The organism is Streptomyces sp. NPDC020747 (assembly GCF_044334695.1).
In the GTDB taxonomy this organism is placed as follows: Bacteria; Actinomycetota; Actinomycetes; order Streptomycetales; family Streptomycetaceae; genus Streptomyces.
In genome coordinates, this window is the sequence record NZ_JBIRTJ010000001.1 from 197,862 (window position 1) to 223,444 (window position 25,583).

The 25,583-nt window shown below is 72.0% G+C and carries 24 protein-coding genes; 12 read left to right on the top strand and 12 right to left on the bottom strand.

Annotation, left to right across the window (positions count from 1 at the left end; all coding sequences use genetic code 11):
* Positions 1-60: 60 nt before the first annotated feature.
* Together ACH4YP_RS00850 and ACH4YP_RS00855 are read left to right on the top strand one after the other, a co-directional pair.
* Positions 61-930 carry a carbohydrate ABC transporter permease gene (locus ACH4YP_RS00850; RefSeq protein WP_398488742.1) on the top strand — a complete coding sequence of 290 codons (870 nt, stop codon included), beginning with the start codon at positions 61-63 and terminating at the stop codon, positions 928-930.
* 5 nt (positions 931-935) lie between these two features.
* Positions 936-2,360 carry a glycoside hydrolase family 32 protein gene (locus ACH4YP_RS00855; protein WP_398489427.1) on the top strand — a complete coding sequence of 475 codons (1,425 nt, stop codon included), beginning with the start codon at positions 936-938 and terminating at the stop codon, positions 2,358-2,360.
* Here ACH4YP_RS00855 and ACH4YP_RS00860 read toward each other — a convergent pair.
* Both ACH4YP_RS00860 and ACH4YP_RS00865 read right to left on the bottom strand, forming a co-directional pair.
* Positions 2,323-3,387, bottom strand: coding sequence for a LacI family DNA-binding transcriptional regulator (locus ACH4YP_RS00860; RefSeq protein ID WP_398488743.1), 1,065 nt, complete (start codon positions 3,385-3,387; stop codon positions 2,323-2,325). The two genes, ACH4YP_RS00855 and ACH4YP_RS00860, sit on opposite strands and share 38 nt — an antisense overlap.
* 522 nt (positions 3,388-3,909) lie before the next feature.
* Positions 3,910-4,734 carry a calcium-binding protein gene (locus ACH4YP_RS00865; RefSeq protein WP_361052396.1) on the bottom strand — a complete coding sequence of 275 codons (825 nt, stop codon included), beginning with the start codon at positions 4,732-4,734 and terminating at the stop codon, positions 3,910-3,912.
* Between the two features lie 177 nt (positions 4,735-4,911).
* On the opposite strand from ACH4YP_RS00865, the gene ACH4YP_RS00870 reads away from it, so the two are divergent.
* Positions 4,912-7,806, top strand: coding sequence for an AAA family ATPase (locus tag ACH4YP_RS00870; RefSeq protein WP_398488744.1), 2,895 nt, complete (start codon positions 4,912-4,914; stop codon positions 7,804-7,806).
* A gap of 149 nt (positions 7,807-7,955) precedes the next feature.
* Here the strand turns inward: ACH4YP_RS00870 and ACH4YP_RS00875 are convergent, their stop codons facing one another.
* Positions 7,956-8,921: a pirin family protein gene (locus tag ACH4YP_RS00875; protein WP_398488745.1), complete on the bottom strand. Its 966-nt coding sequence runs from the start codon at positions 8,919-8,921 to the stop codon at positions 7,956-7,958.
* 120 nt (positions 8,922-9,041) lie between these two features.
* Between ACH4YP_RS00875 and ACH4YP_RS00880 the strand changes: the two genes are divergently transcribed.
* The 3 genes from ACH4YP_RS00880 (at position 9,042) to ACH4YP_RS00890 (ending at position 10,423) form a co-directional block, all read left to right on the top strand.
* The gene (locus ACH4YP_RS00880) at positions 9,042-9,533 is read left to right on the top strand and encodes a MarR family transcriptional regulator (protein WP_361070559.1); all 492 of its coding nucleotides are present in this window, start codon (positions 9,042-9,044) and stop codon (positions 9,531-9,533) included.
* The gene (locus ACH4YP_RS00885) at positions 9,530-9,985 is read left to right on the top strand and encodes a MarR family winged helix-turn-helix transcriptional regulator (RefSeq protein ID WP_398488746.1); all 456 of its coding nucleotides are present in this window, start codon (positions 9,530-9,532) and stop codon (positions 9,983-9,985) included. The genes ACH4YP_RS00880 and ACH4YP_RS00885 overlap by 4 nt, the downstream gene beginning before the upstream one ends.
* A gap of 90 nt (positions 9,986-10,075) precedes the next feature.
* The gene (locus ACH4YP_RS00890; RefSeq protein ID WP_398488748.1) at positions 10,076-10,423 is read left to right on the top strand and encodes a tetratricopeptide repeat protein; all 348 of its coding nucleotides are present in this window, start codon (positions 10,076-10,078) and stop codon (positions 10,421-10,423) included.
* Positions 10,424-10,465: 42 nt separating this feature from the next.
* Here ACH4YP_RS00890 and ACH4YP_RS00895 read toward each other — a convergent pair whose 3' ends face one another.
* The 3 genes from ACH4YP_RS00895 to ACH4YP_RS00905 all read right to left on the bottom strand — a co-directional run bounded on the left by ACH4YP_RS00895 (position 10,466) and on the right by ACH4YP_RS00905 (position 13,822).
* Positions 10,466-11,734, bottom strand: a complete 1,269-nt coding sequence (locus ACH4YP_RS00895; RefSeq protein WP_398488749.1) for an MFS transporter — start codon at positions 11,732-11,734, stop codon at positions 10,466-10,468.
* Positions 11,731-12,288 (bottom strand): winged helix-turn-helix domain-containing protein, encoded by a 558-nt coding sequence (locus tag ACH4YP_RS00900; protein ID WP_361070573.1) that lies wholly within the window; start codon positions 12,286-12,288, stop codon positions 11,731-11,733. Before ACH4YP_RS00900 ends, ACH4YP_RS00895 begins: the two co-directional genes overlap by 4 nt.
* Positions 12,289-12,424: 136 nt before the next feature.
* Positions 12,425-13,822, bottom strand: coding sequence for a PepSY-associated TM helix domain-containing protein (locus ACH4YP_RS00905; protein WP_398488750.1), 1,398 nt, complete (start codon positions 13,820-13,822; stop codon positions 12,425-12,427).
* Between the two features lie 175 nt (positions 13,823-13,997).
* On the opposite strand from ACH4YP_RS00905, the gene ACH4YP_RS00910 reads away from it, so the two are divergent.
* The 3 genes from ACH4YP_RS00910 (at position 13,998) to ACH4YP_RS00920 (ending at position 16,203) form a co-directional block, all read left to right on the top strand.
* The gene (locus ACH4YP_RS00910; protein WP_361070579.1) at positions 13,998-14,651 is read left to right on the top strand and encodes a hypothetical protein; all 654 of its coding nucleotides are present in this window, start codon (positions 13,998-14,000) and stop codon (positions 14,649-14,651) included.
* 234 nt (positions 14,652-14,885) lie between these two features.
* Positions 14,886-15,452, top strand: coding sequence for a sigma-70 family RNA polymerase sigma factor (locus tag ACH4YP_RS00915; RefSeq protein ID WP_361070581.1), 567 nt, complete (start codon positions 14,886-14,888; stop codon positions 15,450-15,452).
* A 91-nt stretch (positions 15,453-15,543) separates the two neighbouring features.
* Entirely contained in the window at positions 15,544-16,203 is a 660-nt protein-coding gene (locus ACH4YP_RS00920; protein WP_398488751.1) for a peptide deformylase, read from the top strand.
* A 34-nt stretch (positions 16,204-16,237) separates the two neighbouring features.
* On the opposite strand, the gene ACH4YP_RS00925 is transcribed toward ACH4YP_RS00920, so the two are convergent.
* Positions 16,238-17,671: an NAD(P)/FAD-dependent oxidoreductase gene (locus tag ACH4YP_RS00925; RefSeq protein WP_361070587.1), complete on the bottom strand. Its 1,434-nt coding sequence runs from the start codon at positions 17,669-17,671 to the stop codon at positions 16,238-16,240.
* A 122-nt stretch (positions 17,672-17,793) separates the two neighbouring features.
* Here ACH4YP_RS00925 and trxA point away from each other — a divergent pair, with 122 nt between their 5' ends.
* A complete protein-coding gene (gene trxA / locus ACH4YP_RS00930) occupies positions 17,794-18,168 on the top strand; it encodes a thioredoxin (protein WP_361070590.1) in 375 nt (124 codons plus the stop codon).
* A 54-nt stretch (positions 18,169-18,222) separates the two neighbouring features.
* Here trxA and ACH4YP_RS00935 read toward each other — a convergent pair whose 3' ends face one another.
* The 4 genes from ACH4YP_RS00935 to ACH4YP_RS00950 form a co-directional block, all read right to left on the bottom strand.
* Positions 18,223-19,659, bottom strand: coding sequence for a benzaldehyde dehydrogenase (locus ACH4YP_RS00935; protein ID WP_398488752.1), 1,437 nt, complete (start codon positions 19,657-19,659; stop codon positions 18,223-18,225).
* Between the two features lie 17 nt (positions 19,660-19,676).
* A complete protein-coding gene (locus ACH4YP_RS00940; RefSeq protein WP_398488753.1) occupies positions 19,677-20,900 on the bottom strand; it encodes a 4-hydroxybenzoate 3-monooxygenase in 1,224 nt (407 codons plus the stop codon).
* A gap of 18 nt (positions 20,901-20,918) precedes the next feature.
* Positions 20,919-21,953 (bottom strand): LacI family DNA-binding transcriptional regulator, encoded by a 1,035-nt coding sequence (locus tag ACH4YP_RS00945; protein WP_398488755.1) that lies wholly within the window; start codon positions 21,951-21,953, stop codon positions 20,919-20,921.
* 110 nt (positions 21,954-22,063) lie between these two features.
* Positions 22,064-22,726 carry a helix-turn-helix domain-containing protein gene (locus ACH4YP_RS00950; protein ID WP_361070601.1) on the bottom strand — a complete coding sequence of 221 codons (663 nt, stop codon included), beginning with the start codon at positions 22,724-22,726 and terminating at the stop codon, positions 22,064-22,066.
* A gap of 117 nt (positions 22,727-22,843) precedes the next feature.
* Between ACH4YP_RS00950 and ACH4YP_RS00955 the strand changes: the two genes are divergently transcribed.
* A complete protein-coding gene (locus ACH4YP_RS00955) occupies positions 22,844-23,407 on the top strand; it encodes an NAD(P)H-dependent oxidoreductase (protein ID WP_361070603.1) in 564 nt (187 codons plus the stop codon).
* 158 nt (positions 23,408-23,565) lie between these two features.
* On the top strand, positions 23,566-24,420 hold the full coding sequence (locus ACH4YP_RS00960) for an HAD family hydrolase (RefSeq protein ID WP_398488757.1): 855 nt from the start codon (positions 23,566-23,568) through the stop codon (positions 24,418-24,420).
* A 52-nt stretch (positions 24,421-24,472) separates the two neighbouring features.
* Here ACH4YP_RS00960 and ACH4YP_RS00965 read toward each other — a convergent pair whose 3' ends face one another.
* Complete coding sequence (locus ACH4YP_RS00965; protein WP_398489428.1) at positions 24,473-25,354, bottom strand: LLM class F420-dependent oxidoreductase; 882 nt, start codon at positions 25,352-25,354, stop codon at positions 24,473-24,475.
* Positions 25,355-25,583 lie beyond the last annotated feature (229 nt).

Sequence of the window (25,583 nt, forward strand, 5' to 3'; positions counted from 1 at the left end):
GTGAGTCAGATGAGCACGAGTTCCCTCTCAAGTTCCCTTCCCGGTTCGGCGTCGGGTCCGATGCCGGGTCCCCCCACGAGCCCCACGAGCCCCACCGCGTCACGCGTACGGCACGGCCTGGCTCCCTGGGGCCGGATCGCGGGCCTGGCGCTGTGTGCCCTGTTGACGCTCGGCCCGGTCATCTGGACGGTGTCGACGTCACTGCGCATGCCGGCGGAGTCCTTCGACCTGCCGCCGAGGATCATCCCCACTGACCCCACCGTCGACGCCTACCGCGGGGTCTTCGACCAGATCGACGTCTGGCTGTACGCGCTGAACTCCACCCTGGTGACCGCGCTGATCGCGGCCGGCCAGATGGTCACCGCGGGCCTGGCGGGCTATGCCTTCGCCCGCCTCGAATTCCGCTTCAAGAAGCCGCTGTTCGCGCTGGTCCTGGCCACGATGATGGTTCCTCTGCAGGTCACGATGGTCCCGGTCTTCCTGGAACTGAAGACGATGGGTCTGACCGACACCCTGCTCGGCCTCATCGTCCCGGCCTTCCCGACGGCCTTCGGCACCTTCCTGATGCGCCAGTACTTCCTGGGCATGCCGAAGGACCTGGGCGAGGCGGCGATGATCGACGGCGCGGGTCCGTGGCGCGTCTTCCGGTCGGTGTACGCCCCCTTGGCGGCCCCCGGTCTCGCCATCGTCGGCGTGCTGGCCTTCAACTACCACTGGAACGAATTCTTCCGGCCGCTGATCCTCGAAACCTCCACCGAGAACCTCACACTGCCCCTGGGCCTGGTCTCCCTCCAGGGCAACCTCGGCACCGGCTCGATCTCCGTCGTCCTCGCCGGAGTCGTCCTCTCCATGATCCCCGCCGTCGTCGTGTTCGTCGTCGGCCAGCGCCCTCTGCGCGAGGGCATCACATCCGCAGGAGTCAATCGTTGAGTTCCGTGAGCCGGTCGCCGGTGGAAGAGACCGACGCCGACAGCCCGCGTTTCAGGGTCCGCCCGCCGGCCAACTGGATGAACGACCCGAACGGCCCGTTCCGTTGGGGCGATCGCTACCACCTCTTCTACCAGCACAACCCCGACGCCCCCGTGCACACGAACGTGCACTGGGGCCACGCCTCCAGCCCCGACCTCGCCCACTGGGACGACCACGGGATCGCCCTGCGCCCCACGCCCGACGGCCCGGACGAGGCGGGCTGCTGGTCCGGCTGCGTGGTGGACGACGGTGGTGTACCGACAGCGGTGTACTCCGGGATCGACCACGCCCACCGGGGCCTGAGCGCGATCTGTCTGGCCGTCGCCGAGGACGACGGCCTCCGGAGGTGGAAGCAGCTGCCGGTGCCGGTGGTCGCCGGACCGCCACCCGGCCTGGACGTGACGATGTTCCGGGACCCTTTCGTCTTCCGCTTCGCCGGACGCCGCTGGGCGCTGATGGGCGCCGGCCACGCCGACGGCACCCCGTCCGTCCTGGTGTACGACTGTGAGGACCTGTACGACTGGCGGTTCGCCGGGGTCCTGCTGGACGGCCGGGACCCGGCGGCGGTCCGCGCCTTCGGCAGGCGGGCGATCGGCTGGGAGTGCCCGCAGTTGTGGGCGACCCCCGGGGGCGACTGGGTGCTGGCGGTGGCCCTGTGGGACGGCGACCCGCTGAGCACGGCTTACCTGACGGGGCGTCTGATCGAGCCCGGTGAAGGGCGGTTGAGGTTCGCGGCGGGCACGGGCGGCGGCCCGCTGGACCTCGGCCGTGACTTCTACGCCCCCGCCGTCCTCCAGGACACGGAGTCCAACCGCGCCCTGCTCTGGGGCTGGTCCTGGGAGTCCCGCCCGCCCGAGGAGGTGGACCGCGCGGGCTGGTCCGGCGTCCTCACGGCACCCCGGGTGATGGACACCCACGAGGACGGCACGCTACGGGTCGTACCGGCTCCGGAGCTCGAACTCCTGCGAGCGGCCGTCCCGTTCACGGCCGCACCGGGACCGCACCGGCCGCTCCCCCTCGCGTACGACCTGCTGGTGACCGCCCGTTCGGCGGCGACGTTGAGTCTGCTGCGGGCCGCGTCCGGGGCCGAACTGACCGTGCGCCTGGACCCGGCGTCCGGCACGGTGACCCTGGACCGCACGGCCTGGCCACGCTCCCGCCCGGACGGCACGGCCCCCCTGGTCCTGCCGACCCCGCCGGGCGAGACCCTCACCGTACGGATCCTCGTGGACGGCTCCCTGCTGGAACTGTTCGCGGGTGACCGGGCGACGGCCACGGAACGGGTGTACCGACGGCACGACGACATCGCGGAGCTGACCGTGACGGGGACAGGGACGGGGACGGACGTCGAGGTCACGGGCTGGGAGCTGGTCCCACCGAACCCCGCGTGACGACGGGGCACTCCAGCCGCCGGGTGGTGACCGGCGGCGCGGTCCCGCTGTCGATGGCGTCCAGGAGCAGGCGGACGGCCGTCTCTCCCATCGCGCGATGGGGCAGCGCGACCGTGGTGAGGGGCGGGCTGAGGAAGGCCGCCATGTGTTCCTGATCGTCATAGCCGACGACGGACAGCTCGGCGGGCACGTCGAGGCCCAGGCGCGCGGCGGCGTGGAGGACGCCCGCGGCGACCCGGTCGTTGTAGCAGACGATGCCCGTGGGCCGCCGGTCGGCGGGAACACCGTCCAGCAGCCGCAACGCTCCCTCGTACCCGGCGGAGATCTCCCCTCCCGTACGCACGACCCGGTCCTTCCCAGCCGTCAGCCCCACCGTCCGCAGCGCGTCCCGGAAGCCGCGCAGCCGTTCCGCGGTCGCGATGTCGTCCAGACCGCCCACCAGGGCGACACGGCGGTGGCCCGCGTCGAGAAGGACACGCGCGGCGCTGCGGCCACCGGCCCGCTCGGCGGGGATGACGGCCGGGAGGGAGCCGTCCTCGGGGAGACAGTTGGCGAGCACGGCGAACGTGCGGTGCAGCCCTTCCGGGACTCGGGCGCGGCGCAACGACAGGGCGGCGTAGATGATCCCGTCGACCCTGCGGTCGAGCAGTTCGGCGACAGCCGCGTCCTCGGCGACCGGGTCCTGCCGGGAGTCGACGGTGAGCACCAGGTGCTCGCTGCTCCACGCCATGTCCATGGCCCCGCGCAGCAGCCGCCCGGCGAACGGCGAGGTGGCGATCTCGTCCGTGACCAGACCGATCACGGCGGTACGACTCCGGCGCAGGCCACGGGCGACCGCGTTCGGCCGGTAGCCGAGCTGTTCGGCCGCCTTGCGGATCTTCTCCTGCGTCTGGGCGGAGAGGTTGCCCTGGGCACGCCCGTTGAAGACGAAGGACACGGCGGTGTGCGACACCCCGGCAAGCCGGGCGACATCCCGCGAGGTCGCCCGCTCGGCCCCGCCACCCCGCGTCTTCTCGACCCCGCCCATGCCTCGTCCCCGCAGACTTCGTCTGATCAGCAGAGCCTACCCGCGGGAAATGCCCCGGAGCCCGCCACCGCAGCCCGAAGGGGACACGCGGTGGAACAGCCGCTGACCTCTGCACACCGGGGTACAGGTCGCCGTACGACCGCGAACGCCCGACCGCCGTCCCTCGCAGCTTGCGGGAACCGTTCAAGTCGCGACCGGCCGACGACGTCCCGGGTTTCCTCGTGACCACGATCAGTGGAAAGAACGCGGCAGGCGTCGGGTTCCCTTCTGCTTCGCTCCCGTGCGGCCAGGATCACGGTCGAGGTCCAGTCCACGTCGCTGCCATCGCCACCGAACCGATGCCGGCCGCTTCATCTCGACGCCCACGCGACGCGCAACGCGCAATACGACGAAGCCTGGCGCTGCCGAGTCTGTCGCTCATCCCTCCCAGGGCATACCCGTCGGCGCCTGTTGTTGAGGTGCCGCCCTCCACCTCAACATGAGGCTGGAAGGGCTGCCGGTGGCCCTTCCAACCCCTACTGGCTACGGATTGCAGCTGACGCGGACCTCGCCGTTGCAGGAGTCGACTCCCGTGCCGCCGTTCAGCCGGTCGAAGCCCGGACCGCCGGTCAGCGAGTCCCGGCCCGAGCCGCCGAACAGCCGGTCCCTGCCGAAGCCACCACGCAGCGTGTCATTGCCCGCGTCCCCGTTGAGCACGTCGTTTCCGGCGACACCGCTCAGCGTGTCGTCGCCCGCGCCCCCGTTGAGCGTGTCGTTGCCTGCGCCGCCATTGAGCTGGTCGTTGCCCTCGTCGCCGTTCATCGTGTCGTCGCCGGCGTCGTCGCTCAGCGTGTCCCTGCCCGCGCCTCCGGACAGCCGGTCGTTGCCGGAGCCGCCGTTGAGCACGTCGATGCCGTCGCGCGCCGCGAGTCCGTCGTTCCCCGCGCCTCCACGAAGCAGGTCACGACCCGAACCGCCGATCAGGGTGTCGTTTCCTATGCCCCCGTTGAGAGTTGTCGGGGTGTGGACGTTCGTGCTGACACCGACGGAGTCGTTCAGGTTGAGGGTGTTGACCACGATCCGCTGGACGCCCGCGCACCGCACCTTCGTCACATCCGCGCCGACGCGCTGACAACCGGCCCCCGCCGTGATCCGACGGCGGTCGTCGACCTCGTAGGACGCCACCCCGATACGGCTGACGGTGACCCGGTTGGCCTGGTTGACGCGTGCGTCGTACGTGAGTGTCCCGTTGGAGACCGAGGCGGTGCCGGGCGCGGCGGGCAACGCCACGGCCGGCATCACCTGGGAGGCGGTGACGGCCCCCGCCGCGATCGCGGTGGCCAGCACCATCTTGTATGTGTCGCGCATATCCGATTCCCCCTGTGGGTGGGTCCGCGGCGGCACCCCCCGTGGACGCCGCCGTCGGACCCCCACAGCCTCACCGCCTCCCGGTGGCAACACATCGGGAGAATCCTTGGTTCCGCCCCTGCCTCTACCTCATATGTCCATTGACGGGCAGGGCCCCGAGTCCTAGCTTCGGCCTCGATGCCGAACCCCTTGTACTCCTCGCCGGTGATGGTGGGACGGTCGGTGGAACTGGCCGTTCTGGACGCCGCGCTGCACCGGGCCGACGGCGGCGAGGGACGGCTGGTGGTGGTCGAGGGTGACGCCGGCATCGGCAAGACGAGGCTCGTGGACAGCTTCGCGCGGGCCGCCGCCGAACGTGGCGTACGGGTGCCGGTGGGGTACTGTCCGCCGCTGGTGGACGACGTGCCGTACGCGCCGATCCTGGACATCCTGCGCGGCCTCGACGCCTCGCCGGCATCCGCCCGGATCCGGGACCGCGGGCGCTTCTTCCGCAAGGTCGCGGATCTGCTCGCCGGACAGGGCACGACCACCGTCGCGATCGTCGAGGACCTGCACTGGGCCGACGGGTCCACCCGCGACCTGCTGGCGTTCCTCTCCCGCGTACTGCGCAAGGACTCCGTCCTGCTGGTCGTCACCGTGCGAGGCGACGAGCTGGTCCCCGGCCATCCGGTCGGCGCGCTGCTCGCCGAACTGACCCGCGACCGGCAGGTGGACAGGCTGCGGCTGCTGCCGCTGACACGTGCCGAGGTGGAACGACAGGTGTGCGAACTCCTCAGGGAGCGCGCCTCCGCGTCCCTCGTGGACGATCTCTTCGGCAGGGCGGAGGGAAACCCCTTCTTCACGGAGGAACTGCTCGCCGCCGATGGCGGGACCGGCCGCCTTCCGGCGACCGTGAGCGATGCGCTGCACGCCCGCTTCGCCCGGCTGGGACCGGCCGCGGGGCAGGTGCTGCGGGCGGCCTCGGTGATCGGCCGCTCCAGCGACCACCTGCTGCTCGCCGCCGTCGCCCGTCTGCCGGACGACGTCCTGGAGGAGGCCCTGCGCGAGGCGGTGGACCACTTTCTACTGGTGTCGACGTCCGACGGCTACCGTTTCCGCCACCAGCTGGCGCAGGAAGCGGTCCTCCGCACGGTACTGGCCGGCGAGCGCGCCCGGTTGCACGGCCGCGCCGCCCGGACTCTCCAGGACCGAGGTCCCTCACCGGCGGACGTCGCGCCGGCGCATGCCGCGGAGCTGGCCCGGCACTGGGAGGGCGCGGGTGAGTCCGCGCAGGCCCTGGCGGCCGCCCGCCGGGCGGCGGACCTCGCGGTCGGGGCCAGTTCCCCCGCGGCGGCCCACGTCCAGTTCGAACGGATGCTGCGGATGTGGCCGCACGTCCCCGGCGCACCGGTGCCCGCCGGTATGACGCGTCATCAACTCCTGCTCCACACAGCCGAGTCGGCCGCCGGAGCCGGTAACAACCCGCGAGCCCTCGCTCTGGTGTCGGAGGCCCTGCTGGAGGTCGACAGAACCGCTGAGCCGGCACGTGCGGCCGTACTGCTGGAGCGCCAGGGCTGCTATGCGCTGACCTCCGCGGACCAGAAGACCTCCCGTACCGCGTACGAGGAAGCGGCCCGCCTGGTGGCGGGAGCGCCCGCCTCACCCGAACGCGCCCGGGTACTGGAGTCGATGGCCCAGGGCCTGATGCTGCGCTCCTACGACGAGGAGGCGATCGGCTACGCCGAGCAGGCCATCTCGGACGCCCGGGAGACCGGTGCCACCCCGGTCCTGTCGCTCGCGCTGTGCTCCCTGGGATCGTCCCTGTTCAAGCTCGGACGGTTGGAGGAAAGCCTGGACCGGCTCGGCGAGGCCGTCACATTCGCCCTGGAGACCAACGAGCCGTCGGCGGTCGCGCGGAGCTACTGGTCGCTGTGCGAGAACCTGGTGTCAGCCGGGCAGCCACAGCTCGCGCTGCGGCGGGCCGCCGAGGGCGCGCGGCTGACCAGGGACCTCGGCCTGACCGGCACGTTCGCGCCCGCCATCGAAGGCTGCGCGGTACGTGCTCTGGTCCGGCTCGGGCGGCTGCGCGAGGCCTCGGACGTCGCGGAGCGGGCGCTGGGGGAGGTCGTGGAGCGCTTCTTCTGCCAGCAGATCGAGATCCAGCTGGCCGGGCTGGAGACCAGGCGCGGGCGACTGGTCGCGGCCAAGGAGTTGCTCGGCGGACTCGACGCCATCTTCACCACCGAGGAAATGCTGTGGAGCGTCGGCGTGCTGGGACACCAAGCCGAACTCGCCGTTGCCCGCGGAGACTGGGCGGACGCACTCGCACTGGCCGAACGCGGACTCGGTTCGCGTCATACGAGCGGACACGAGTCGCTCGGCCCGCGGCTGTGCGCCATCGCCGTACGCGCTGTCGCCGAGATGGTCGAGGAGGACCGCTGTCACGGCCGCCGCCCCGACCCGGCTTCGACGCCGGCCAAGGCCCGCCGGTTCGCCGACCTCGCGGATTCGCTGGTCACGCAGGTCCGGGCCCGCGGTGGCCGGCCCTCGCCCGACCACCTCGGCTACGCGCTGCTGGCCCGCGCCGAGTGTTCCCGGCTGGACGTGTCCGGGCCGGATCCCGACCTGTGGGAGCGGTTCTCCGCGGACCGGGACCGGGAGTTGGACCCCTACCTCGCCGCATACGCACGTCGGCGCCACGCCGAGGCGCTTCTCATGTCCCGCGCGCCACGTGCCACCGTCGCGCCCCTGCTGTACGAGGCCCACCGCAGCGCCCGGGAGATCGGTGCCGAGCCGCTGGCCCGGGACATCGGCGACTTCGCCGGGCGCGCGGGTATCGCTCTCGACCGGTCGGTCCCCGCAGACCCTGGCCGGGCGTCGGTCGGCGCCGGATTCGGCCTGACCGACCGCCAGAGCGAGGTCCTCCGGCTGCTGGCACGCGGCCTGACCAACGGTGAGATCGCCCGCGAACTGTTCATCTCCGTCAAGACCGCGAGCGTGCATGTCTCGGCGATCCTTCGAAAACTGGGCGTCACCAGCCGCATCCAGGCCTCCACGATGGCGAAGGGGATCCTTGGCGACGACCGGGACTGACACCGGCGCGGCGTCTCTGGTCCGGCGGCTGCACGGCTCCAGAGAGACCGACAGAGGCCATGGTGCGGGCCCCGACCAGTGTGAAGGGGCGGGCAGGCAAGTCGCCGTTGCCGCGCGACCCCGCGACGGTTCCCCCGGATTCCCGCTGGTCAGCGCACCCTCCCCCGTGGTTTGAGGGGCACGGGCGGCAGTTCGGGAGCGGGCAGCGCGGCACCGCCGTACCCCACCACCTCACCGAAGCGCGAGCCCGACATCCAGTCCGCGCGGGCCTGGGTGATCTCCTCCTGGGAGCGGCCGATGAAGTTCCACCACATGATCAGCTCCTCCTCGAACGGCTCACCGCCGAGGAGCATGAGGCCGGCGTCCGACTCGGCGCGCAGGGGAAGTTCGGAGCGGCCGCAGCCGAGGTAGAGCATGGAACCGGGCAGCAGTGGTACGCCGTCGACGTGGGCCTCGCCGGACATGGACAGCACGGCGTACTCGAAGTCCGGCTCCAACGGGAGGCGTACGTCCGCCCCTTGGGCGAGGGCCAGGTCGGCGCCGACGATCGGGGTGTACGTCGTCCCGGGCGAGGCGGCCCCGTCGACGCCGCCGAGGATGAGCGTGGCCTCGATGCCGGGGGCGGTGACGACGGGCAGCTCGGCATGGTGCTCGAACAGCGGGTCGGCGTGGCGGTCGCTGTCGGGGAGCGCCACCCACAACTGCGCGCCATGGAGGAAGCGGGCGTGCGACTTGGGGCTCTCCTCCGAGTGGCTGATGGCCCGGCCGGACGTCATCAGGCCCAGCTCGCGCGGCCGGATCGTCTGGAGACTGCCGGTGGAGTCGCGGTGCAGGACCTCGCCCTCGTGGAGCCAGCTGACGGTCTGCAGGCCCATGTGCGGATGCGGCGGAACCTGCATGCCGGGCTCGTCGGCGATGTCGTCGGGGCCGTAGTGATCGACGAAGCACCAGGCGCCCACCATGCGCCGGCCCAGGTTGGGCAGCAGACGGCGGACCTCGCTGGACTCGCCGAGCTTGACCCGGCGGGGACTGAGGAGCTCACGCACCGGCTCCGCCACCACGAAACCCCGGCCGCCGCACAGAGCGGGAACTGCCTCGCGATCAAGATTGCTCATGGCCCACAACCTAGCCCCGCGAAGGACTCTCCGTCAGGCCATCCACCCGCCGGTCGGCGGACCGGTCGCCCGCTCCATAAATACTAGCCATGTACATAGTAGCCATGTACCGTATTTCTCGTGAGTACGAATCCCGAGGGCGCGACGCCCGGCTTCCTGGTGTGGCGTCTGTCGATGAAATGGCGGGTCGCCGTGGACCGGGCGGTGGCACCGCTCGGCCTCACCCACGCGCAGTACTCGCTGGTCGCTTCGCTCTACGGCATGGACCGGGCCGGACTCCGCCCCAGCCAGCGGCAACTCGCCGACCACACAGGGCTCGAACCGCTGTACGTGTCGAAGCTCGCCCGCGCCCTGGAGGCGGCCGGACTCGTCGAGCGCACGCGGGACCCGGCCGACCCCCGCGCGGTGCAGCTGACGCTCACCGATCAGGGTCGCGAGGTCACCCGCCGCGCGATCGGGATCGTCCACGGGCTGCTGGAACAACTGCTGACACCACTCGGCGGCCTCGACGGGCCACGCGCGAAGGCCTTCAGCCGCGAACTGGCGACCCTGCTGGACGTACCGCTTGATCCCCTCGATCCGCCGACCGAGAACGAGACGGAGCAGTCATGACCACTGCGACACCCACTACACCCATCGTCAACGGCCGCGTCATCGCCCTGGCCCACTACGCGGGACGTGCCGTCCTGGAGCGCGTTCTGACGCGTACGGGCAACACGTTCAACCAGTCGGTGACCCTCAGGGTCGTCGCGATCGCGGACACCCCGATCGAGCGCGACGAGGTGGCGGCCGACGTGAGCGGCTCGCTGAAGATCGAGGAGTCGGCGGTGCGGACCACCATCGACGAACTGGTGGCGGCGAAGCTGGTCGAAGAAGTCCCGTCGGACGGTTCCGGGCTGCGGCTCACGCCCGTCGGCCGGGAGCTGTTCGAGCGGGTCACCGCCGAGACGGGCGAGATCTCCGCCCGGATCTACGCGGACATTCCCGCCGAGGACCTGGCGACGGCAGGCCGCGTACTGACACTCGTCACCGAGCGGGCGAACGCCGAACTGGCCCGGATGTAGCAGCCATCGGCAGCCTCAACCGGGCACCCCGTCGAGGTCGTGGAATATTCAACGAAACGGCGTCGTTCTGCCCGTCGAAGGAGGTCGGAAGTGGACACGACGTACTACGACCACGGGACGCCCGCGGAGCGCTGGGAGCGCGCCCGGATGTTCTTCGACGCCAAGGAATACGCCGCCTCGGCACGCATCCTCGACGGCCTGGTCGAGGAGGTGCCGGAGCAGGTGGGCCCGCGACTGCTGCTGGCCCGCGCGTACTACCACTCGGCCCAACTGGGCCGCGCGGAACACCAGTTGAGGCTGCTCGTCGAGCGCGACCCCGTGGAGCACTACGCCCGTCTGATGCTGGGCCGCACCCTCCAACGCCAGGGCCGAACCGACGAGGCCGAGCCCCACATCCGCCTAGCCTCGGCCCTCGCGGGCGAGTTCGAGTCCTTGTGAGTACCGGAAGAACCCTGTGAGTACCGGGAGAGTCGGGAGCGCCTAGAGGCGTGCGCCGCGCAGCGGCGGGCTGAGCGCGGTCGCGGCCGCCAGGACGCAGATCGCGCCGCACCCGGCGAAGAAGGCCGCCGTACCCCAGCGTGCGGCGGCCAGGCCGGTGAGCGGGAAGAGCAGAGGGCTGAGCCCCAAGGTGCCGAGGGTCGTCACGGAGGTGACGCGCCCCAGGTACCGGGGCTCGGCCTCTTTCTGCAGCATGGCGTTGCCAAGAACCATCGCGACGCCGCTGACCGCGCCGAGCAGCCCGCTGAGCACGACGGCTGTTCCTGGTGTCGTGGCCCTGCCCAGCGCCGCGACCAGAACGGCGGTGGCGGCGAGCGAGACCGCCAGAACGACTCCGGCGCGTGGTACCCGGCTGGCCGCGGCCATCGCGAGAGCGCTGATGGCTCCGCCGACGCTGAACGCGGCGAGGATCCAGCCGAGACCTGCGGCGTCCCACTTCCTTTCATCGGCGAGAAGGACGAGTCCGGCCGCGAGCGGGCCGCTGAAGCACATCTCACCGAGGGCGACGACCCAGACGAGGCGGCGCAGTCGCCGGTGACCGCGCAGATAGCGGAGGCCGTCGCGCAGGTCGGCCGACAGCGGCCGGGGCGGATCCGATTCGGCGGGACCGCGTCGCATCGGCGCGGGCTCGACGTCCCCCTCCACCGGCGCGGTTGCGACTGCCGTAGCGGCGACCGGCGTCATGCGCACCGCCGACAACAGCCCCAACGACACCGCGAACAGCGCCCCCACCACGGCGAACGCGCCCGTCGCCCCCACCACGGCCAGAGCGAAGGAGCCGACCAACGGGCCCACCGCGTTGCCGAACCGAACCGCCAGGACCCGCATGCCCTGTACGCGGGCCAGTTGCCCCTGGTCCGTGAGCCTCGGTGGCAGGGCGCCCACCGCCGGCATGAACACCGCGTCGACCACGCCGAAGAGCACGGACAGGGCGTACAGCAGCCACAGTTGAGGGCCGCCGGCCCAGGTCGCGGCGGCGGCACCGAGCAGCACCCCGCACCGTACGAGGTCGCTGCCGATCAGGACGCGGCGCGGGCCGAAGCGGTCGGCGAGCACCCCGCCGCCCAGCATGAGCACGGCACGGGGTATCGCCCCGACGGCGAGTACGAGACCGACCTGTGCGGGACCCGCGACCCGGGCAGTGGCCCAGGACAGGGCCATGAAGTAGGCGACGTCGCCGGTGACCGACGTGGTGTAGGCGCCCAGCCAGCGCAGGACGTCCGGATCGCGGAAGGCGGGCCTCGCGGTCACGTCTCTTCGGCGAGCCACGGGAACATCTGCAGCTGCACGGCCACCCGCTCGGCCCCCTCGGTCGGCTCCCCCGTCCGGTACCGCTCGATCACTCCCGCCAACTCCTGCTTCATCGCTTCGAGTTGACGGGGCGTCAGATGGACCGTCTGATTCATGAACGCACTGACCCCGAACCACTCGTCGGGCAGGGCCGGTACGACCTCGGCGGCCACCCTGCGCAGCGTCTCGCCGTCGGTCAGGGCCAAAGCCTGTACGTACGCACGGCTTTCGGTCGTGTCCGGTGACGTGGACGGGTCGTGCGTCGAGATCCTGTGCCGCACACGCCACCACCGGTCCCGTCGTGTCCCCCGCCCCGTGTCCTCCTCGATGAGTCCGCCCGCCGCGAGCCGCCGCAGGTGGTAGCTGGCCGCGCCGGAGTCCAGCTCGAAGTGCGTGGCCAACTGCCGTACGGTCGCCGGGCCTTGCCGACGGAGTCGGTTCAGCAGTGCGAGCCGCATGGGGTGCGCCAGTACACGAAGTGCGGCCGTGTCGAGGGTGATGTCGTCGTCCGCCATGAGGCGCAGCGTAGAACGCGAAGAACTCTTCCGGAAGAGTTCTTCGCGAACGTCTCTTCGCAACCTCGGCGTTGCGGCGTTGCCGTACGGCCGGGTCCCCGCCCGAAGGACCCGGCCGCGCGTCAACGGCGGGCCGCTACTTGGCAGTCGCGTACGTCCGCTTTCCGCGGCGGTACGCGATCTCGCCCAGCACGACGTCCGCGGCGATGAAGGCCGCCAGTGGGATGCCGAGGAGGGGTACGAAGTAGCCGAGGACGGCTATGAGGGCCATCAGGGGGACCAGGACGTAGGCCGGGACCTGTTGCCAGGCGCCGCGGGGGATGGGGCGGCCGAAGGAGGAGGCTCGGCCGCGTTGCCACCACATGCGGTAGCCCCACAGGATGAGCAGGATCAGGCTGAGGGCGAGGGCCATCAGGACCAGCTGGTTGCCGATGCCGAACAGGACTCCGGTGTGCGCGTCGATGCCCCAGCGGCTCAGCTTCGCGAGGACCGGGTAGTCGGCGAACCGCACCGTGTCGGTGACCTCGCCGTTCGACGGATCGACGGCGACCGCGTCCTGCTTGGTGGGCCAGCTGCGCTGGACCTGCCTCACCACGTACCCGGACTCCGCGTCGGCGGGCGGGACGATCTCCACCGGGTCGCCAAGGCCCTTCGCCCGCGCGGACGCCAGCACCTTGTCGAGGCCGACGCCGTGCTCGACGCCTCCCTCGGCCGAGGCGGAGCCGTGGCCGGAGTGCTCGCCGCCCGCCGCCGCCGACACCGCGGGGGTGGCCTGGTGGAGCTGGGTGCGCAGTTCGTCGATGTGCGCTCCGGCGTACGTCGACCAGGTCAAGCCCGTCGCCGCGAGGAAGAAGAACCCGAGGGCGGCCCAGACGCCGACCGTGCCGTGCAGACCGAGTGTGCGTCGGCGGCCGGTGGTGCCGCGTATCTTGCGCTGCGTACGGCGGCGGCTGAACCAGAGCAGCAGACCGCCGCCCGCTATCACCCACAGCCAGCTGGCGGCGAGTTCGCTGTAGAGCCGGCCGTTCTGGCCGAGCTGCAGGTTGGCGTGGAACTCGTCGATCCAGGTGCGCAGCGGCAGCGCGCCGGTGGATCCGTACTGTTCGAGCGAGCCGCGCACCTTGGCGGTGTACGGGTCGACGAACACCGCGAGGGCGTGCGTCTCCTCGATGCCCGGGACGCCGGACAGCATCACCCTGGTGGTCTCGTCGTCCTTCGGCGAGGGGCGTACGGCGGAGACCGTGCCCTCCGGGTGGGCCTTGCGGGCGGCGGTGACCTGCTCGGATATCGGCAGCTTCTCGTCGCCGACGGGGACGGTCATCTCGTGCGAGTACAGGATCTTCTCGGCCTGGAACGACGCCGCGTACAGGAAACCGGTCGTGGCGGCGACCAGCAGGAACGGGGCGACGAGCACTCCGGCGTAGAAGTGCAGCCGCAGGACCAGGGGGCGCAGCGGCGACCAGGGGCCGCGTTTCGGGGAGGGGGCGACGGCTTGCGGGGACTCGTCCGTCTCGGTCGTGGGAGCGGTGGTCATCGGCGGGCTTCTCCGGTGGGGCAGGGGACGACGGGCCGTGCTCGGCCGTTGCGGTGCAGTAGTCGGTGGGCGGGGGCGTCGAGTTCCCGGAGGTTCGCGTGGTGTGGGTCACATCGCGAGGCGCATATCGGGGCTCCGGTCTTCCGGGCGGCCCTGTACTGGCACGATGCTCGCCATGACCTCCGGGATCGCCTTCCGCCTCGCGCGTGCCGCCGTGTTCGCGGCCGTGTGCGTGGTGTCGGCGTCCCTGGGGCACGCGCTGATGTCCGGGGCGGGCCTGCCGTGGTGGGCCGTCGGGTACGCGTTCGCCGCGACGACGGCCGCCGCGTGGTGGCTCACCGGGCGGGAGCGCGGCGTCGGGTTGGTGACCGGGGCCACGGTCGTGGCACAGCTCGGGCTGCACCAGGTGTTCGGACTCGCCCAGAGCGTGCGCTCGTCGGACACCTTCATGCCCCCCGCGTCCATGGATGCGGGCCATACGCACCCCATGAGCCCCGCACCGGCGGACACCCTGCTCATGGGTGGTGACGTCGGCATGTTCGCGGCCCACCTGCTCGCCGCACTCGTCTGCGGTGTGTGGCTGTGGCGCGGCGAGGAGGCCGCGTTCCGCACGGCGCGGGCGATCGCGTACCGGACCGGCCGGCTGCTCGGCACCGCGCTCTTCGAGCCGCTGCGGCGGACGTTGAGGGCGTTGCGGGTGTCGGCGGCCGGGCGGCCGGCCGGGCCCGTACGGACGCCCGTGTTCGTACCGGTGCGTCGACTGCGCGGAGTTCTGCTGGAGTACGCCGTCGCGCGGAGGGGTCCGCCGGTCGCACCGGCCGCCTGCTGACCGCCCGTCCCGCAACCGGTGACGGGCGGAACCGCGGCGTACGTGCCAGCTGTCGGCGGACAGCTCGCGTGCCCGGCGACCAAGTCCCGGTCCTCGTCGTACGGCGCCCAGACGTCGTACGAAGCCACGCGCGCGTGCCGTTGCCGTAGGTCCACGCGCGCGTGCCTCCGGGTCGCGCGGGCCGTACGCCGCTCTCCTCACTCCGTGCTTCCCTTCACCGAAGGACCACCTGCGATGGCTTCTGCCCTGCTTCAGGCACACGACGACGAACGGATCACCCGCTGGGCCCTGGCGGCCGGGGCCGGCGACCCCGACGCGGTCGAGCGGTTCGTGCGGGCCACCCACCGGGACGTATGGCGTTTCGTGGCCCACCTCAGCGGCGATGTGCACGGCGCCGACGACCTCACCCAGGAGACGTTCCTGCGCGCGCTGACCGCCCTGCCGGGGTTCTCCGCCCGCTCCAGCGCCCGCAGTTGGCTGCTGGCGATCGCCCGCCGCACGGTGGCCGACCGGTTCCGCACGGCGGCGGCCCGGCCGCGGCTGTCCGACACCGGCGACTGGCAGACGGCCGCCGAGCGCGCTCAGCCGCGGGGGCTGCCCGGCTTCGACGAGGGCGTGGCCCTGCTCGATCTCCTGGAGACCCTGGACGCCCCACGGCGCGAGGCGTTCGTCCTGACCCAGCTGGCGGGCCTCCCGTACGCGGACGCCGCGTCGGCGGTGGGTTGCCCGATCGGGACCGTACGGTCGCGGGTCGCGCGCGCCCGGGAGAGCGTGACGGCGTTGCTGGAGGCCGCGGGATAGGAGTCCAGGGGGAAGCCATGGAGGCGACACCCTCACTCCCCTCCAGAGAGCCGATTCGCGCCCCGGCATCCCGCTTTGGCATCCTGGCGGAATGGCTTCCCCCATTGACTCCGTTCCCTCATCCCTCAGCGACCAGGTGGAGGAACTGCTCTCCCGTACAGGCCCGTTACCGATCGTCGCCGCCGGTGACCCGGTGCTGCGCCGCCCGGCCGAGCCCTTCGACGGCCAGCTTGGCCCGGCGCTCCTCGCGCGCTTCGTCGCGGCCCTGCGCGACACGATGCACGCGGCACCGGGCGTCGGGCTGGCCGCGCCCCAGGTCGGCGTGCCGCTGCGCCTCGCGGTCGTCGAGGACCCGGCACCGGTGCCGGACGAGATCCGCGAGGCACGCGGCCGGGTGCCTCTGCCCTTCCGCGTCCTGGTCAACCCGACGTACGAGCCGGTGGGTCCCGCCCGCGTCGCGTTCTTCGAGGGCTGTCTGAGCGTGCCGGGCTGGCAGGCGGTGGTGGCCCGGCCCCTCGAGGTGCGGCTGCTGGCCCAGGACGAGAACGGCCGCCCGCTGGACGAGGTGTTCACGGGCTGGCCCGCCCGCATAGTCCAGCACGAGACGGACCACCTCAACGGCACCCTCTACCTGGACCGCGCCGAACTGCGCTCCCTCTCCTCGAACGAGGCGATGGCGGAACGCTGGTCCCACCCGACACCGAAGCAGGCGGCAGCGGACCTCGGCTTCGAACTGCCCGAGGGGAGTTGAGACCCCGCGCCCTTTGAAGGGGCCGGCGGAGCGCTCACGCGTCCCGATACGCCTCCAGCAGCCGCAGCCACACCTCGCTCACCGTCGGATACGCCGGCACCGCGTGCCACAGTCGGCTCACCGGGACCTCTCCGGCGACCGCGATCGTGGCGGAGTGGAGCAGTTCACCGACGCCGGGGCCGACGAAGGTGACGCCCCGGAGGGTCTCGGTGTCGAGATCGACGATCATGCGGGCGTGGCCGCGGTAGCCGTCGGCGTACAGGCCGGCGCCGGCGACCGAGGAGAGGTCGACGTCGACCGCGCGGACCCGGTGACCAGCCTGTTCGGCCTCGGCGAGGGAGAGGCCGACGGCGGCGGCCTCCGGGTCGGTGAAGACGACCTGGGGAACGGCCGCGTGGTCGGCGGTCGCCGAGTGGGCTCCCCAGGGGTCGGTCTCCAGGAGCGGGACACCGGCCGCGCGGGCCGCGATGGCGGCGCCGGCGATACGGGCCTGGTACTTGCCCTGGTGGGTGAGAAGGGCCCGGTGGTTGACGTCGCCGACCGCGTAGAGCCAGTCGCTGCCCGTCACCCGGCAGCTGTCGTCGACCGACAGCCAGGAACCGGGGTCCAGGCCGATCGTCTCCAGTCCGACGTCGTCGGTGCGCGGGGCGCGGCCGGTGGCGAAGAGGATCTCGTCGGCCTCGATGCGGTCGCCCGCGGAGGTGGTGACCACGACCGTCGTACCGTCCCGGGTCACCGCTTCGACCGACGTGCCCGTACGCACGTCGGCGCCCGCCTCCGTCAGCGCCTCGACGATGAGCTCCCCGGCGAAGGGCTCCATCTTGGGGAGCAGGCCCTTGCCCCGGACGAGGAGCGTGACCTTGGAGCCGAGGGCCTGCCAGGCGGTGGCCATCTCGACGCCGACGACCCCGCCGCCCACGACCACGAGGCGGCCCGGCACGGCGTGCGCGCTGGTGGCCTCCCGGCTGGTCCAGGGCTTGACCTCGGCGATCCCGGGCAGGTCGGGCACGACCGCGCGGGTACCGGTGCTGAGGGCCACGGCGTGCCGGGCGGTCAGGACGTGCCGCTCCCCGTCGGGGCCGTCGACCGTGACCTTGCGTGGTCCGGCGAGCCGTCCGTGTCCTCGGTAGAGGTCGACGCCGATGCCGTCGAGCCACTGGATCTGACCGTCGTCCTTCCAGTGCGAGGTGAAGCCGTCACGGTGGGCGAGGACCGCGGCGGCGTCGAGGGGGCCCTGTACTGCGTGGCTGAGCCCCGGCACTCGGCGTGCGTCCGCACGGGCGATGACCGGGCGCAACAGGGCCTTGCTGGGCATGCACGCCCAGTAGGAGCACTCTCCGCCGACCAGCTCGCTCTCCACGATCGCGGCGGAGAGGCCTGCCGCGCGGGCGCGGTCGGCGACGTTCTCCCCCACGGGCCCGGCCCCGAGCACCACGACGTCGTACGCGATGGATTCCGATTCCGTCATGGGGCCAGTCTGGTCCTTGGTGTGGGCCGTGGCCACACGGGTACGTGCGCGGAATACGCCACTGATCGACGCCGTTGTGGACAGCGGCAAGGCCCCGACCCCAGGAAGAGGGATTCAACGCCATGAGCAGCACCGTGGAGCTCACCAAGGACAACTTCGACCAGCTGGTCACGGACAACGAATTCGTCCTGATCGACTTCTGGGCGTCCTGGTGCGGCCCGTGCCGCCAGTTCGCCCCGGTCTACGAGAAGGCGGCGGAGGCCAACCCCGATCTGGTCTTCGGCAAGGTGGACACCGAGGCGCAGCCGGAGCTGGCCGCGGCGTTCAACATCCAGTCGATTCCGACGCTGATGATCGTCCGTGACCAGGTCGCGGTCTTCGCCCAGCCCGGGGCGCTGCCCGAGGCCGCCCTTGAGGACGTCATCGGACAGGCCCGGAAGCTGGACATGGACGAGGTCCGCAGGTCCGTCGCGGAGCAGGGCCAGCAGGCCCAGTGATCCGCCGCCTGATCCGCCGACGCCGCCGGCGGATCCGGTAACCCGTCTGCGCCCCTAGAAGGGGTAGCCCGCCACGTCCCCTCGCACCGTCGTCCAGCGCAGGTCGGTGAAGGCCTCCAGGTTGGCCTCGCCGCCGAACCTGGCGCCGGTGCCGGAGGCGGCGATGCCGCCGAAGGGCGCGACGGCCTCGTCGTTGACGGTCTGGTCGTTGATGTGGACGATCCCGGTGGGGACGCGCTCGGCGAGGTCGAGGCCACGCGCGGTGTCCCGGGTGACGATGCCCAGCGAGAGGCCGTACGGCCCGTCGGAGGCGAGGGCGGCGGCCTCGTCGGCGGTGCTGAAGGAGCGCACCGGCGCGACCGGGCCGAAGACCTCCTCGGTGTACGCGGGGGTCGAGTCGTCGACCCCGGCGAGGACCGTCGGACGGTAGAACAGCCGGTCGTGGGTGCCGCCCGCCGCCAGCTTCGCGCCGCGTGCGGTGCTGGACTCCACCAGGCCGTGGATCTTGGCCAGTTGGGCGTCGTCGATGATCGGCCCGAGGTGCACGTGCTCCCGGTGCGGGTCTCCGACGGCCAGCGAGTCGGCCTTCGCGGCGAGCCGCTCGACGTACTCCTCGTAGAGGGAGGCGTGCACGAGGTGGCGGCCGGTGGTCATGCAGATCTGGCCCTGGTGGAAGAAGGAGCCCCAGGCCGCTGTGGAGATCACCGCGTCGATGTCGGCGTCCTCCAGCACGATCAGCGCGGAGTTGCCGCCCAACTCCAGGTGTACGCGCTTGAGATGGCGCCCCGCGGCCTCACCCACCGCGCGTCCGGCGGCGGTTGAGCCTGTGAAGGAGATCACCGGCACCTGCGGGTCGGCGACCAGCGCCTGTCCGGCTTCCGGGCCTCCGGGCAGCACGTGCAGCAGCCCTTCCGGAAGGCCCGCCTCGGCGAAGACCGCGGCGAGCGCGAGGCCGCCGCAGACCGCGGTGCGCGGGTCCGGCTTCAGTACGACGCCGTTGCCGAGCGCGAGCGCCGGGGCCACCGAGCGGATCGAGAGGATCAGCGGGGCGTTGAAGGGCGAGATCACTCCCACGACGCCGACCGGGACCCGACGCGTGTACGACAGCCGGGCCGCCTCGGACGGCAGGACCTGCCCTGCCGGACGCGACGCGAGCGCGGCGGCCTCGTAGCACTCCTGGGCCGCGACGTGGAGTTCGAAGTCGGCCTTGCCCGGTATGGAGCCGGACTCTCGCACGATCCAGTCGCGCAGTTCGTCGGCGTGCGCGGTGAACAGGTCGCCGGCCTTGCGCAGCACGGCGGCACGGACGAAGTGCGGGGCGCGGGCCCACTCCGCCTGGGCCGCGCGGGCGGCCCCGGCGGCTGCCGTGACGTCCTCGGCGGAGGCGAGGGTGACGGTGCCGAGCGGGTCGCCGGTCGCGGGCTCCGTGACGGCGTACTCACCGCCCGCCAGTTTGTGGGACTGCCAGTTCTCCGGGTCGAGCAGCGGCATGTCGGCTCTCCGATCGGTCAGTGGACACCGGTGGGACCCACAGCGCGAACGGTGGCCGCGAGCGGAAGTCCCGTGTAGTTCGCGGCCAGTTCGGCGGCCGCGGGGCGGGATGCCGCGATCCTTCGCAGTCGCGCGAGCTGCAGCCGGTCCTCGAAGGCATCCCCATCTGGTTGAGCGTGCAACATCCTAGTCATGTCGTACGAGAAGCGCGTCGCCTGCCAGACCCGGTCGAGGCACAACTCCGAGTAGGAGTCGAGGAGTTGGGTCGATCCCGATTGGTGCAGCTCGGCGAAGCCGCGGGCCAGGACCCGGACGTCGGACACGGCCAGGTTCAGCCCCTTGGCACCCGTCGGCGGCACGATGTGCGCGGCGTCCCCGGCGAGGAAGAGGCGTCCGTGGCGCATCGGCTCGTGGACGTGACTGCGCATGCCGGTCACCGACTTGGAGGTGATCGGGCCGCGCTCCAGCCGCCAGTCGCCGTCGATCGCGAAGCGTGCGTCGAGCTCGTCCCAGATGCGTTCGTCGGGCCAGTCGTCGGCGTCGGTGCCGTTCGGGACCTGTAGGTACAGCCGCGACACCGACGTCGAGCGCATGCTGTGCAGCGCGAAGCCACGTGGGCCACGCGCGTAGACCAACTCCTCGCAGGAGGGCGCCACATCGGCCAGGATCCCGAGCCAGGAGTAGGGGTACTCGTGCTCGTACGTGCGGCTGACGGCGGCCGGGAAGGCGTCGCGGGCGATGCCGTGGAAGCCGTCGCAGCCGACCACGTAGTCGCAGGTGAGGGTCTGTTCGCGGCCGTCGTGCACAAAGCGCACGAGGGGTGCGCCGCCGCCCGGCTCCTCGACCGCGTTCGCGACGGCGAGGACCTCGGCCTCGAACAACAGCGGCGGTCCGTCGGCGAGTTGAAGCTCCACGAGGTCCTTCACGATCTCCGTCTGGGCGTAGATCGTGACCGTGCGGCCGCCGGTGAGCACGGGAAAGTCGATGCGGTGCCGTTCTCGGTCGAAGCGCAGCTCGATGCCGTTGTGGACCAGTCCCTCGGCCTCCAGCCGGTCGGCGGCGCCGCACTCGCACAGGGCGTCCACCGTGCCCTGCTCCAGCATCCCGGCGCGCTGCCGCTGCTCGACGTACGCACGGGTCCTGCTCTCCAGGACGACGCAGTCGATTCCCGTCCGGTGCAGCAGCCGGGCCAGCAGGAGCCCGGCCGGGCCCCCGCCGATGATGCCGACCGTGGTCCGCATGACGCGCCTCCCAGGTCTTCAGCTCGATTCGCGGTGCACGACCGTCGCTCCCAGCACCTCGTGCGCCTCCGGCGGGGCGCCGGGCTCCCGCACCGCGCGGTCGACCAGCTCGGCCAGCTCCCGTCCGGACGGGAGCTCGACGTGGACGGTGCTCAGCCGGGGACGCAGCAGCCGGCCGAGCATCAGGTCGTCGGCGCCGATGACAGCAGTGTCCCCCGGAATGCCGATGCCCTCATCCTGAAGGGCACGCATCAGCAGCATCGCGTACTCGTCGTTGTACGCGAACACGGCGTCAAGCCCCAACGAGCTCCAGCGCGCGGCGAGTTGGGCCGCGGCCTCCTCGTCGTAGGCGAGCGACACCTCGGTCACCGACGCGTCCGCGCCGCCGAGGGCCTGCCGTACGCCTTCGAACCGGGGTTTGGAGAAGATCTCCAGGCCGGGGTCCTCGGGCATCACGACTCCGACGCGGCGGTGGCCGCGGGCACGCAGGTGGGCGCCGGCGCTCCGGCCGACCTCGTGGTGGTCCATGATCAGGGCGTGCGCGCCCTCGACCCGGTCGGGACCGAGGGTGACGACGGCCCGGGCGCCGGAGCGCTTGAGGACGGCCACGCCCTCCGCGCCGAGTCCGCTGCCGGGCACGAGCACGGCGACCGGACGCAGCTCGGCCCAGGCGCGGGCCGCCTCGTCGCCCTGGAGGCCGACACTGCCGTACTGCACGACGGTGTAGTCGAGCCGGCTCAGGGCCCACTGGAGTTCGTTGAAGAACTGGCTGTAGAGCGGGCCCACGGGCACGTCCGGCGCGGGCATCAGGACCATGCGGCTGTGCCCGGCGCGCAGACTGCGGGCCGCGGCGTGCGGGACGTATCCGAGTTCCTTGGCCGCCTGGTGGACCCGGCGACGGGTGGGCTCACTGATCCGTACGGCGCTGGTGTTGTTCAGGACGTAGGAGACGGTCGCTCGCGAGACCCCCGCCAGGCGGGCCACATCGGCACTCGTGGGCACGGAGTGCGGCGCGGGCGGCGTAGGGGCGGATGTTTTCGGTATCTGCACCATGACGTACGGCATCTTCGCAGAAGCCGGGGACGGGCTCGGGGCCGGGGGCGCCGCGCGGGCCGGACCTGCGGAACCGCCGCCCCGGGCTCGGGGCGGCCCAAGTGGGGGCCCTACTGGGGCAGTTCCGTACGTGTCACACGCGCGACCAGGTCGATCCATCCCGCCTCCAGGCGCTCGATCGACATCCCGCACTCCTTGGTCAGGTGGTGGATCAGGGCGGGGTCGAGATAGCCCATCAGGGTCTGGGCGAGGAGGACGCAGTCGGCGTCGGGCACCGCCTGCCGCAGCAGCAGGGTGACGTGACCGGACAGAAGACGCGTGGGCGGGTTGGAGTGGCGGCGGGCCGCCTCCGGCTGGGCCGCCAGCTGGAGCTCCAGATGGTCGGCCGCCTGACGCAGGACGGCCTGGCCGAAGGCTCGCAGCCGCTCGACGGGCGGCGCCCCGGGGCCCAGCGGCGGCGGCCCGCCGAGGAAGGCCGCCTGGAGCTGTTTCGCGGAGTGGTCGAGCAGGGCCGTCAGCAGGCCGGTGCGGTCGCCGAAGCGGCGGAAGACCGTCCCTTTGCCCACCGAGGCCGCCGCCGCCACCGCCTCCATCGTGACGCCGGCCGCTCCGTGCTCCTCGATCAGTCGCGTGGCCGCCTCCAGCAGCCGGGCCCGGTTGCGCGCCGCGTCGGCGCGCAGGCAGGGCTCGTCCTCGGCGGAGCCGAGCTCCAGCAGAACGGGCTCTCCGGTCGGTTCCTGGGACTTCGGGAAGGGCGGCAGGGAGGCGGACATGAACACAGCGTATCGCCCCGGGAAGAAAACTGGACCACGGTCCGTTTAGGTGCTACAACTCTAAACGGACCTCGGTCCGGATCGTAACGGCAATGTTTCACCCCCTTGGAGTTCCCCATGACTGTTCGCATCCTCGCGCTCGTCGGCAGCCTCCGCGCCGGCTCGCACAACCGCCAGCTCGCCGAGGCCTCCGTCAAGCTCGCCCCCGAGGGCGCGGAGGTCGACCTGTTCGAGGGCCTCGCCGAGATCCCGTTCTACAACGAGGACATCGACGTGGAGGGCAGCGTCCCGGCCGCCGCCGTCCGGCTGCGCGAGGCCGCGGCCTCCGCCGACGCCCTGCTGCTCTTCTCTCCCGAGTACAACGGCACCATCCCGGCCGTCCTGAAGAACGCCATCGACTGGCTGTCCCGCCCGTTCGGTGACAGCGCCCTGAAGGACAAGCCCCTCGCCGTCGTCGGCACCGCCTACGGCCAGTTCGGCGGCGTCTGGGCCCAGGACGAGACCCGCAAGGCCGCGGGCATCGCCGGCGCCAAGGTCCTCGAGGACGTCAAGCTCTCCATCCCCGGCTCCGTGGTCCGCTTCGCCGAGACGCACCCGGCCGACGACACCGAGGTCGCCGCTCAGCTCACCGAGGTCATCGGCCGGATCCACGGCGAGGCCGGCGCGCCCGTCGCCGCCTGACGACGAGAGACTCCCGCGGCCAGCCGCGAGGCCGGGAGGGGGCCGGAACCGACGTGGTTCCGGCCCCCTCCCGTACGTTCGTCCGGTGGCCGCCGCCCGGCACCACCGGTCCCCACAGGGCCGGGCCCTCGGTCCGGCCCGGAAGGCACCGGTCCACGATGACGACGACGCCCGACCCGGCCTCCGAGCCCGCCACGCCGCCGAAGCTCGTGGCCACCGACCTGGACGGGACGCTGCTGCGCGGCGACGGGACCCTCTCCGGACGGACGGCGGCAGCGCTCGCGGCGGCCGAGGCGGCAGGGATCCGCCTCGCCCTCGTCACCGGCCGTCCCCCGCGCGGCCTTCCCGCCCTGCACCGCGACATCGGCCGGCACTTCGCCGTCACCGCCAACGGCGCCGCCGTGTACGCGCCCGACGGCACGCCCGTACGACTGTCGCCGTTTCCTGCCGCCTCGGTGGCCCCGCTCGTGGCACGCGTGCGCGCGGCGGTGCCTGGTGTGTCCTTCGCCTTCGAGTACGAGACGGTCTTCGGCCACGAACCGGCGTACCCCGCCTGGTCGTACGGTGAGTCCGAGGTCGAACTGATCGGCGGGGCCGCGGAGTTGCTGGCCAGGGCTCCCGGCCGTCCGGTACTCAAGATCCTGGCGCATCATCCGACGCTGTCGTTGCGCGACTTCCATGCGCGGGCGCATGTCAGCGCGGGCACGGACGCCGAGACCACGCACTCCACGGGGCTGGCGCTGGTGGAGTTCAGCGCTCCGGGGGTCACCAAGGCCAGCGCGCTGACCGCCTGGAGCGCCGAGCTCGGTATACGTGCCGACGACATCGCCGCGTTCGGCGACATGCCCAACGACCTGCCCATGCTCAGGGCGGTGGGCCGCTCGTACGCCGTGGCCAACGCCGATCCGTCGGTCAGGAGGGCGGCGCGGTTCCACACCGCCTCCAATGACGAGGACGGGGTGGCCCGGGTGCTGGAGCGGTTCGTGGCACTGACGCACCACCAGCCCGCGTAGGCCGCGCGCACCCGAAGCCCTACGGGTCGGGCCACGCCAAACGCCTTGTGGTTCAGCCGAGTTCGGCCAGTCGCTCGACCGCCGGGGCCACCCTCCGCTCGATCCACTCGGCCGGTTCGTCCACGCGTGGGCCGAGGATCACCGTCTCGATACCGAGCTTCGCGTAGCCCTCCAACTCCCGGGTGAAGGCGTCGAGTTCGGCCCCGCCCCGCGGGTCGCCCGAGTGGGTGAGCGTCTTGTGGATGTCGGCGTACTCGCGCCCCACGGCGTCGCAGTGCCCGCGCAGGACGTCCAGCTTGTGCGCGACCTCCTCCGGGGTCGAGGCGAAGAGGTTGCAGGCGTCCCCGTACTGGGCGACCAGCCGGAGGGTCTTCTTCTCGCCGCCCCCGCCGATCATGATCCGCGGACGCGGAGTGCTCACCGGCGCGGGTACGCAGAGCGTTTCGGCGAGCCGGTAGTGCTTGCCCTCGAAGGGCCCGTTGGCCTCGGGGTCCCACATCTGCAGGCAGATCCGCAGTGTCTCCTCAAGACGCTCGAAGCGCTCCGCGAGCGGCGGGAACGGCACGCCCAGCCCCTCGTGCTCGCGGCCGTACCAGGCTGCGCCGATGCCCAGGGTGGCCCGGCCGCCGGACAGGACGTCGAGGGTGGTGGCGATCTTGGCGAGCAGTCCTGGATGGCGGTACGTCACACCGGTCACCAGCGTGCCGAGCTGGACCGTGGAGGTGTGGGCCGCGAGAAAGCCGAGGGTCGTGTAGGCCTCCAGCATGTCGCTCTCGGCGCCGCCGTTGAACTCCATCTGGAAGTAGTGGTCCATGACCGACATCCAGCTCACGCCCGCCGCTTCGGCGGCGGCGCCCGCGGCGGCCAGCTCGGGGCCGAGCGCGGCCGCGCCCCGGGGGTGGTTGAACCGGTTGATGTGTACGCCGACCCGCATGTCCGTCTCCGTCACCTGGGCTCACCGTCGGACCGTCACCGACTGTCATGACGGTAGATCTTGGAGCGCTCTCGAAGTCAAGGACCGACGTGCCCACCGAGCGGTGGGCGCGGTGCCGTTGACAGGCGAATCACCGCTCCGGCGAGGGAAGTTACCCATCCCGTACCGCTGGGCCCGCCTTGACGTTACCGTTCAGTAGACAACGCGCTTCCGGAGGTGGCCGTATGAC

What these genes read in the sequence shown, in the direction of transcription:
- trxA (WP_361070590.1), top strand. Translation starts at nt 17,794, where the DNA reads ATGAGCAGCACCGTGGAGCTCACCAAGGACAACTTCGACCAGCTGGTC.
- ACH4YP_RS00935 (WP_398488752.1), bottom strand. Translation starts at nt 19,659, where the DNA reads ATGCCGCTGCTCGACCCGGAGAACTGGCAGTCCCACAAACTGGCGGGC.
- ACH4YP_RS00920 (WP_398488751.1), top strand. Translation starts at nt 15,544, where the DNA reads ATGGCTTCCCCCATTGACTCCGTTCCCTCATCCCTCAGCGACCAGGTG.
- ACH4YP_RS00900 (WP_361070573.1), bottom strand. Translation starts at nt 12,288, where the DNA reads ATGGCGGACGACGACATCACCCTCGACACGGCCGCACTTCGTGTACTG.
- ACH4YP_RS00865 (WP_361052396.1), bottom strand. Translation starts at nt 4,734, where the DNA reads ATGCGCGACACATACAAGATGGTGCTGGCCACCGCGATCGCGGCGGGG.
- ACH4YP_RS00960 (WP_398488757.1), top strand. Translation starts at nt 23,566, where the DNA reads ATGACGACGACGCCCGACCCGGCCTCCGAGCCCGCCACGCCGCCGAAG.
- ACH4YP_RS00910 (WP_361070579.1), top strand. Translation starts at nt 13,998, where the DNA reads ATGACCTCCGGGATCGCCTTCCGCCTCGCGCGTGCCGCCGTGTTCGCG.
- ACH4YP_RS00915 (WP_361070581.1), top strand. Translation starts at nt 14,886, where the DNA reads ATGGCTTCTGCCCTGCTTCAGGCACACGACGACGAACGGATCACCCGC.
- ACH4YP_RS00885 (WP_398488746.1), top strand. Translation starts at nt 9,530, where the DNA reads ATGACCACTGCGACACCCACTACACCCATCGTCAACGGCCGCGTCATC.
- ACH4YP_RS00940 (WP_398488753.1), bottom strand. Translation starts at nt 20,900, where the DNA reads ATGCGGACCACGGTCGGCATCATCGGCGGGGGCCCGGCCGGGCTCCTG.
- ACH4YP_RS00860 (WP_398488743.1), bottom strand. Translation starts at nt 3,387, where the DNA reads ATGGGCGGGGTCGAGAAGACGCGGGGTGGCGGGGCCGAGCGGGCGACC.
- ACH4YP_RS00870 (WP_398488744.1), top strand. Translation starts at nt 4,912, where the DNA reads ATGCCGAACCCCTTGTACTCCTCGCCGGTGATGGTGGGACGGTCGGTG.
- ACH4YP_RS00905 (WP_398488750.1), bottom strand. Translation starts at nt 13,822, where the DNA reads ATGACCACCGCTCCCACGACCGAGACGGACGAGTCCCCGCAAGCCGTC.
- ACH4YP_RS00925 (WP_361070587.1), bottom strand. Translation starts at nt 17,671, where the DNA reads ATGACGGAATCGGAATCCATCGCGTACGACGTCGTGGTGCTCGGGGCC.
- ACH4YP_RS00875 (WP_398488745.1), bottom strand. Translation starts at nt 8,921, where the DNA reads ATGAGCAATCTTGATCGCGAGGCAGTTCCCGCTCTGTGCGGCGGCCGG.
- ACH4YP_RS00950 (WP_361070601.1), bottom strand. Translation starts at nt 22,726, where the DNA reads ATGTCCGCCTCCCTGCCGCCCTTCCCGAAGTCCCAGGAACCGACCGGA.
- ACH4YP_RS00850 (WP_398488742.1), top strand. Translation starts at nt 61, where the DNA reads ATGCCGGGTCCCCCCACGAGCCCCACGAGCCCCACCGCGTCACGCGTA.
- ACH4YP_RS00965 (WP_398489428.1), bottom strand. Translation starts at nt 25,354, where the DNA reads ATGCGGGTCGGCGTACACATCAACCGGTTCAACCACCCCCGGGGCGCG.
- ACH4YP_RS00945 (WP_398488755.1), bottom strand. Translation starts at nt 21,953, where the DNA reads ATGGTGCAGATACCGAAAACATCCGCCCCTACGCCGCCCGCGCCGCAC.
- ACH4YP_RS00955 (WP_361070603.1), top strand. Translation starts at nt 22,844, where the DNA reads ATGACTGTTCGCATCCTCGCGCTCGTCGGCAGCCTCCGCGCCGGCTCG.